General features: G+C 55.1%; 5 protein-coding genes. 2 read left to right on the forward strand and 3 right to left on the reverse strand.

The window, feature by feature from the left end:
• Positions 1–111 precede the first annotated feature (111 nt).
• Positions 112–2802, reverse strand: coding sequence for a calcium-translocating P-type ATPase, SERCA-type (locus AYW79_RS14655; RefSeq protein ID WP_067567470.1), 2691 nt, complete (start codon positions 2800–2802; stop codon positions 112–114).
• Positions 2803–3001: 199 nt separating this feature from the next.
• On the opposite strand from AYW79_RS14655, the gene AYW79_RS14660 reads away from it, so the two are divergent.
• Positions 3002–3949 (forward strand): SDR family oxidoreductase, encoded by a 948-nt coding sequence (locus tag AYW79_RS14660; RefSeq protein WP_067567472.1) that lies wholly within the window; start codon positions 3002–3004, stop codon positions 3947–3949.
• On the forward strand, positions 3939–5720 hold the full coding sequence (locus AYW79_RS14665) for an Rqc2 family fibronectin-binding protein (protein ID WP_067567475.1): 1782 nt from the start codon (positions 3939–3941) through the stop codon (positions 5718–5720). The genes AYW79_RS14660 and AYW79_RS14665 overlap by 11 nt, the downstream gene beginning before the upstream one ends.
• On the opposite strand, the gene AYW79_RS14670 is transcribed toward AYW79_RS14665, so the two are convergent.
• Together AYW79_RS14670 and AYW79_RS14675 are read right to left on the reverse strand one after the other, a co-directional pair.
• Positions 5717–7162: a DUF2254 family protein gene (locus tag AYW79_RS14670; protein ID WP_067567478.1), complete on the reverse strand. Its 1446-nt coding sequence runs from the start codon at positions 7160–7162 to the stop codon at positions 5717–5719. The two genes, AYW79_RS14665 and AYW79_RS14670, sit on opposite strands and share 4 nt — an antisense overlap.
• Before the next feature lie 63 nt (positions 7163–7225).
• A partial coding sequence (locus AYW79_RS14675; protein ID WP_156493916.1) for an MFS transporter occupies positions 7226–7904 on the reverse strand: 679 nt, incomplete at its 5' end.

Consider the following 7904-nt stretch of genomic DNA (forward strand, 5'->3'; position numbering starts at 1 on the left):
GGTAGGTCTGTCGCCAACCCCCGTTCGGGACTTGCACCCTATAGATTCCGCCCATGCCGGGCGTACATAAAAAAGACTCCTGCCTTTCGGCGGAGTCCGCAAAGCAATGAGCTATGCCGCTTTGCGCAGCGTGCCTTCGCGCGCCGAGTGCCGTCTGCGCGCTCGTCTCGCCCCTACAGAAAGCGTCGGAAGTACAGCCGCAAAGAGAACAGCCCCCCACTGAGACAACGAAAGCGGCACCGTTTTAAAAATAGGTTGCAGCGCAGGAAGGTACATCACGATCCACAACATCATAAAGGAGATCGCCACCGCCGCGACGAGGTAGGGATTTCCAAAAATCCCGCGTTCGCGAATGCCGTGCGATACCGAGCGACAATCAAAGACGAGGATTAATTGGGCCATCACAAGCGTTGCAAACGCCATCGTCTGCGCCGTCTTTAGCGCGACGCTTAGATGCAGAGCGATGGCGAAGATGGAAAGCGTGACCACCCCGATGGCGATGCCGCGCGTGATGATCTGGCGACCCAGCCCTCGCGCAAAAATCCCTTCACGCATCGTTCGCGGCGGCCGCATCATCGTGCCCGGTTCTGGTGAATCGACGCCGAGGGCGATCGCGGGAAGTCCATCCGTGACAAGATTGACCCAGAGAATTTGAATCGGTAAAAGCGGCAGCGGCAATCCCATCATCATCGCGAAAAACATGGTCAGGATTTCCCCGACATTCGAGGTTAGCAAGTAGCGAATAAACTTGCGAATATTGTCGTAGATGTTTCTTCCTTCTTCAATCGCCGCGACGATCGTCGCAAAATTGTCATCGGCGAGCACCAGCGACGACGCGTCTTTCGCCACATCGGTTCCACTTTTTCCCATTGCGATGCCGATGTCTGCGCTCTTTATGGCCGGCGCGTCATTCACGCCATCTCCCGTCATCGCAACGACGTGTCCGCGGTTTTGCAGCGCCTTTACGATGCGTAGCTTATGCTGAGGTGTCACGCGCGCATACACATAGACTTGATCGACCACATCCTCAAGGGCGCGCTCCGACAACGGATCGAGTTCCGCGCCCGTCATCACGCGTCCGTTTTGCGGTAAGATTCCAAGGCGTAGTGCGACTGCCTCTGCAGTCAGGCGATGATCCCCTGTAATCATGACCGTCTTGATCCCTGCGCGCTTGCACTCAATGATCGCAGAGGCGACTTCTTCGCGCGGCGGATCCATCATCCCAACGAGTCCCACAAACGTGAGGTCCCGCTCCACCCGCTCCTGCGCGACCGAGTCATTCGGAGCATCGCGCGTGGCAAGCCCAATGGTTCTGAGCGCATCGCGCGCCATCTCTGCAAGCGCACTGTTGATCTTCTCGCGCAGCGCGGGCGTGAGCGGGCGTCGCTCACCGTTCACGAAGAGGTGTGTGCAAAGCGACAACAGCACATCCGGCGCGCCTTTGACATACGCGGTGACGCGCGCACCGTCTTTTGCGATGACACTCATCCGTTTGCGATCCGAGTCAAAAGGATACTCATTGACGCGTTGCGCACTCGATGTTCCGCCAATTTTTTCAGCGAGGACAAGCAGCGCCACTTCGGTAGGATCGCCTACCGTATGCACCTGCCCCTGCTCTTGCCGCCACGTCGCATTGTTACAGACACGTGCGACATCAGCGAGGCGCAGGAGTGCGTCTTGATCAACGCGCAAGCCGTCTGCGCGCAGAATCTGACCGCTTGGCTGATAGCCTTCACCCTCCACGTGATACGCGATCCCCTCAAGCCAAACGCGCTTTACGGTCATCTGATTCTGGGTGAGGGTGCCTGTCTTATCCGAACAGATCACCGTGGCGCACCCGAGTGTCTCAACGGATGGCAGCCTGCGCACAATCGCATTGCGGGCGATCATCCGCGACACGCCGAGCGCGAGCGCGATCGTAACAATCGCCGGAAGCCCCTCGGGAATCGCCGCAACCGCCAAGCTCACCCCTGCGAGAAACATCTCATAGAGCGCATGCCCGTGGAGAACACCCGCGATGACGACGATGATCGTGATCGCCAGACTCAGCCAAACCAAAATTCGACCGAGTTGGTTCAAGCGATGCTCAAGCGGAGTAAGCGTTGATTCACTCGTCTGAATCAGTTCAGCGATACGCCCCATCTCGGTTCCCATTCCAGTCTCGACAACCACCGCGCTCGCCTTGCCGCGCGTAACCATCGTGCCCATAAACACCATGCCAGCGCGATCTCCGAGCGGCGCTTGACTCGCCGAAATGGATCGCTCATCTTTTTGCACAGGCACGGACTCACCCGTCAGCGATGACTCTTCTGTCGCGAGTTCACGCACCGTAAGCAATCGACAATCTGCGGGAACGCGATCCCCTGCCTCAAGCAAAACGATATCCCCTGGAACAAGCGCAGTGGCAAGTACGTGCGATACGGCATGGTTGCGCATGACCCGCGCTTCCGGCGCAGTCAATTGCTTGAGTGATGCGAGCGATTTTTCTGCGCGCACCTGCTGAAAAAAACCGAGAATACCGTTTGCCAGAACGATGGCCATGATTGTAAGCGCGTCGGTGTATTCACCAAGCAGACCTGAGATGAGCGTTGCAATCAAAAGAACGATGACCATAAAATTGCGGAACTGATCAAAAAAGACACTGAGCAAAGAGACGCGACGACGCTCGAGCAACGCGTTCTCTCCAAAGATGGATCGCCTTTTTTCAATCTCTTGCTCGTCGAGCCCGTTCTGTGTTGCCTCGAGTGCGACGAGAACCTGATCACCGGTCAAGGTGTGCCACGCTGTACGTTCTTCTGTCAAGAGATACTCACCCTTTCACACACGCCCCCGCGAGCGCAAACCCCTGTTCACTTTCACAGCACCCTCTCACCGTACAAGCTATGCGCCACAAAGAAGGATCATGCAGGTGTCGCGCGCAAAAGCCACCCGGATGTGGGATAGTCTGGTATACTTGGATAAGCATCGCGCGCGAGTTCGCGTACGCGAAAGGAGCATTTCGTTGCAGAGATATGCCCTGATCACAGGGAGTGCCAAAGGCTTGGCCGTCGTGTTTGCGCACCACCTCGCAAAGCAACACTATGACCTGATCTTGAACTATCGTCAGTCGCGCGCAGCATGCGAAACGCTTGCAGAGACGCTTAGAAAGGCGTACGGCATCCACGTTTCCGTCATTCAGGCGGATATGACGCAACCGGCGGATATTGAAGGCATGCTCGATCACGTCTTGCGCGACACGCCGCGTCTCGACGCTGTCATTCACAGTGCGGGACCCTTTATTTTTTCACGAAAACGATTGACCGATTATGATCCGAGTGAGTGGCGGCAGATGATCGATGGAAACCTCACATCTGCCTTTCATGTGTTTCGCCGCGTGCTACCCCTCATGCGCAGGCAAGGCTATGGTCGCATCGTGACTGTAGGTTTTGACCGCGTCGAAGAGGCGCCAGGTTGGCCTTATCGGGCAGCGTACGCAGCCGCAAAAGTCGGTCTCGCCTCGCTTACACGCAGCATTGCGATGGAAGAGCGCGAGTGCGGAATCACCGCGAACATGATCTGCCCCGGTGACATTCGCGGGGCCGCCAAAGAGCAAGATGTCGACCTTGACGCGCTTGACGCGCCGGCAAACGCCCCGATTGCAGGTGATTTGGCTCAGATCATCGATCTGTTGCTCGATCCGCGCGCAAAGCTACTTACGGGAAACGTGGTCTCTCTCACGGGTGGCATCGATGTGATATCCAAGTTTGACAGCGGAAAAATCGATGTGAGGGACGCGATCGTCTACGAACCGGGAGGTGTGGTCTACGTCATTCCTTGGCAGCGCAACGCCACGATTCTAAGGCGCGACGATCACCCGAATCGGCGCAGCATCTACACCGTGCAGAGTGGAAATGAGCGCGGGGCATTCACGTACGAACAATTTCAAGGAGCGATTTCCGATGGCGTTTGACGGACTGGTGCTAGACGCCGTAATGAACGAACTGAAGCAAACCCTGATCGGCGGTCGCATTGATCGCGTCACGCAGCCATCTCCGCACGACATCGTTTTGCAGATTCGCGTGGAGCGCACCAATCACCGTCTCTTGCTCTCCGCCAATCGCTCCTATCCGCGGATGCACATGACGACGCGCTTTCAAGTCCCGAGTCCGGCGCTTCCGCCACTCTTTTGCACGATGATGCGAAAGCATTTGGAGGGTGGAAAAATCATCGCGTTCTCACAGGTGGGGCGCGAACGCATCGCGCACATCGATGTGGAGATTCGCGATGAATTGGGCAAAAAGGTCACGCGGCGGGTGGTCCTTGAGATCATGGGCAAGCACAGCAACCTGATTCTTCTTGAGCAACCGGACGGAGCAATTCTTGATGCGATCTCTCACCTTTCACACGCAGTCAACCGCTATCGCGAGGTATTGCCGGGACGTCCCTACGTTTCACCACCCGCACAAAACAAGGTCGATCCGCTGAAAGAGACGCGCAAAGGGTATCTCGCGCGACGTGAGCACACGATCGAGACATTCCCAAAACACCTTGTCGCAACGTATGAGGGAATCAGTCCGTTCTTTGCAAAAGAGGCGGCCTTCACCCCTGCGGTCGACGAAAAGTCGCCGACGATCGACGAAGAATGGCTGCGCTTTGCCGATACGCTGCAAAAAACCGTGGATCCGGTGCCAACCATTGTGCGCGGCGGCCGGGACCGTGCTGACTCGTTTTATCTCTTCCCGATTCAGCACCTCGAAGGAGAGCGAGTAAGTTACTCGTCTGTCAATGACTGCCTTGACGCCTATTACGCTGAGCGCTCCATGAGCGACATCGCCCGGAGCAAAGCAACTCATCTGCTGCGCCTAGCAAAGCAAGAGCGCACACGCGCTGTAGCGCGCATTGCGACGTTTGAAGATGTCTTGTCGCGCAGTCACGAGGCAGACTTCTGGCGAATCGCCGGAGAACTTTTGACCGCATATCCGCACGCGGTCAAAAAAGGTGTGCAGGAAGTAACCCTGCCAAATTTTTATCAAGATGAAGAGCCGACAACGATCACACTCGATCCGGCGCGCTCGTCCCTCGACAATGCGAACGCATATTTTAAACGCTATCAGCGCTATAAAAAGGGCATCGATATCACGCGTGAGCAACTCGCACAAGCACGCGATGAGGTCATCTATCTCGATTCTGTGCTGCACGAGCTTGCGGTGTGCACTGTACAGGAGATCCCATCCATTGAAATGGAACTGCGAGAAGCCGGCTATCTTCGAATGCCTACCTCTAACAAACCGCAAAAGATGAAACCGCAAAAAGGGAAAACGAACAAGAAACAAGAGAAGCCGCAACTGGTGCCCGCCGTCTATCTCGCGTCAGATGGGACACCGATTTGGGTAGGGCGAAATAATCGTGAAAACGACATGATGACACATCGCCTCGCGCGCAAAACGGACATCTGGCTTCATGTGAAAAATGCGCCAGGGTCGCACGTCATCCTGCACGATGCGGAGCCGTCTGAACAGGCGTTGTTTGAGGCGGCGGTCCTCGCCGCGCATTTTAGCAGCCTACGAAGCGCACTGCGCGCCGACGTCGACTGGCTGCAAGTAAAGCACTTGCGCAAACCAAATAAATCAAGACCTGGATTTGTCGTCTTTGAAGGCCAAACGACACTCGCTATACGCTATACGCAGGAGCAAGTGGAGGAAGTGCTAAAGCGCGCGACCACCTTTCCCGGATCACCTTAGTGCGGAGCCGAGACCGTGAGTGGTGAACAGGGGTGTATCGATTTGCAGACGCTCTCGATGAAGAAAAAGGGATCCTCAAAATCAAACAACCGGGAAAGCGCTACGCGCTCGGCACCTGTCCAATCACTCTCACGCACATTGCACGCCGGCAATCGCGACAGGCACAATTTCACCACATCTTCGCGCTTCATGTAGCGCGCGAGCGCGGCGCAAAACAAGATCAGTTCGCTGCGCTCTGTGATGTCGCGCGCAGCTTCGACATCACAGAGCGCACAAAGCAGCGCCGTAAACGCGCTGCGCGGGGCGTCGAGGAGCGCCACGTTCACCATAGCCAACTGCGCCAGTAACGCGTTTCTCCTCACACGTTCGGCATACACAAAAAGGCCGGCCGAAACGCTGAGCGTGCGTAACTGAAAGAGTTTTACTGGTATCAAATCCTCCATCACATAAGAAAGACCTGCGCGATCGCGCGCGAGCACGTCAAGCCCGATTGCCTTCATGGCTGTGACGACCTCGCTGAGAAGATCCGCGCACGCCTCCCCTTTTTCGCAAGCGTTCGTCAAAGCGGTTGTCGAAATGCGAAATAGATTCTCTACAACTTCCTCCACATACGGGAGTTGATCCTGTCCGATCAAGCTTGAACGCGTCAATTGCCGCAGCGCCTCCACCACGCGCGGCGCATCCTCAAACCATCCCTCATCCTGGTGTCTCGTACCCATCTCTTGCAAAGCGTGAAGAACGGAGATGAGCATGCCACTCTCCCGCTCTTTTGCAGCGATCGAACCGATCTCGACAAATTGACGCGCGACGCTTTGGCGCATTTGGGGGTCTCCCATGCTCGCCATCAGCATCAACGTGCGCACCGTGGCCGTCCCGGTTGTCGAATCCATCTCCACCGCGGCTCGCTTCGCGATATCGCACACTTGTTCAACACGAATCAACGCCTCAGCCGTCTTTCTTTTATGCACCGCAGCACGAAACTCCAATTGGATATTGTCGATGATCTGTTCTGGTTTAAGCAATTTCATCACGGCATACATGTAGACGATCAGAATGACAAAACAAAACACGACCAAAATCATATCCGCGTTCATCTGTGGTTGCAGCATGGACGGCAGTGTCATATGAATCGGTTCGGTGATACGCGAGAGTAAAAACAGACTCTGAATGATCGTCACAAAATAGAAGAGAATCAGCGATGCATTAAACGGCATTTTTAAAAACATGTCGAGCACTCTGTGTGTATAGCGACTCGCAGTCAATTGAATCGCCACGAGTGCAATGGAGATACAGAGCGCAAAAATGGTCGAGAGACAGGATACAATCGTGCTCAGATAGTTGCGCGCCGTATCTGTATCCCCGACAAACGCTTTGGGCGAGAAAAAAAAGACGAGGCTGATGATCAAGAGCGATCCTAGTATATGAATGACAAGTTTTCGCAACGAAACAACACACCCTCAGATGGATCGATCCTTCCTCCCTAGGATTTCCAAGTCGTTCCATCCTTAGACACGATCATCAGTAACGCCCGGCGTTTCGCGAATACGGGAGCGAATCAAGTAAAAGAAGATAAGCGTTCCCGCGAGTCGCAAAACCGTCGATACCCACATCGCTGGATCCATGTGGATCTTGCCGAGCAGAAAAACACCGATCTGTGGCGCAACGATGCCCATGACCCCGATGACTACATTAAAATGTGCGATGAGTGCGGTGCGATCCTGTTTAGGAACCACTTCTAGCAAGTGATTAAACTGGAGCAGATTGATCCCTGAGACAAACAGGCCTGTGATTAAGTTAAGGCCTGTCAAATAAAACAGATTTCGTGAAACGACCGTCATGACGGGCGTCGCCGCCATGCCAAGACAGGCAAAAGCGAGCGCTAGCGTGTTTCCATACTTCTCAGAAATGCGCCCCCACAGCGTAAAGGTGAGAATTTGCGTGATTTGACTGGCGACATTAAACGCGCTGATCCAGATCGCCGTCGCGTGCGCGTACTGGATTTGATAAATGCTAAAAAGTGGCCACGCTAACTGCCACCCAAAGTTAAAAACCATAGAAGCGATCAGAAAGCGGCGATAAGGAGCGTGGTGAAACGGCTTCAACATCTCGCGCACGTGAAAATCGATACGCACGACATCAGGGCGGCGTTCCGTGTTCTCGCGGTGAAGGACCAGATAGTATACC

Origin of the sequence: Ferroacidibacillus organovorans (assembly GCF_001642725.1) — a bacterium.
Taxonomy (GTDB): domain Bacteria; phylum Bacillota; class Bacilli; order Alicyclobacillales; family SLC66; genus Ferroacidibacillus; species Ferroacidibacillus organovorans.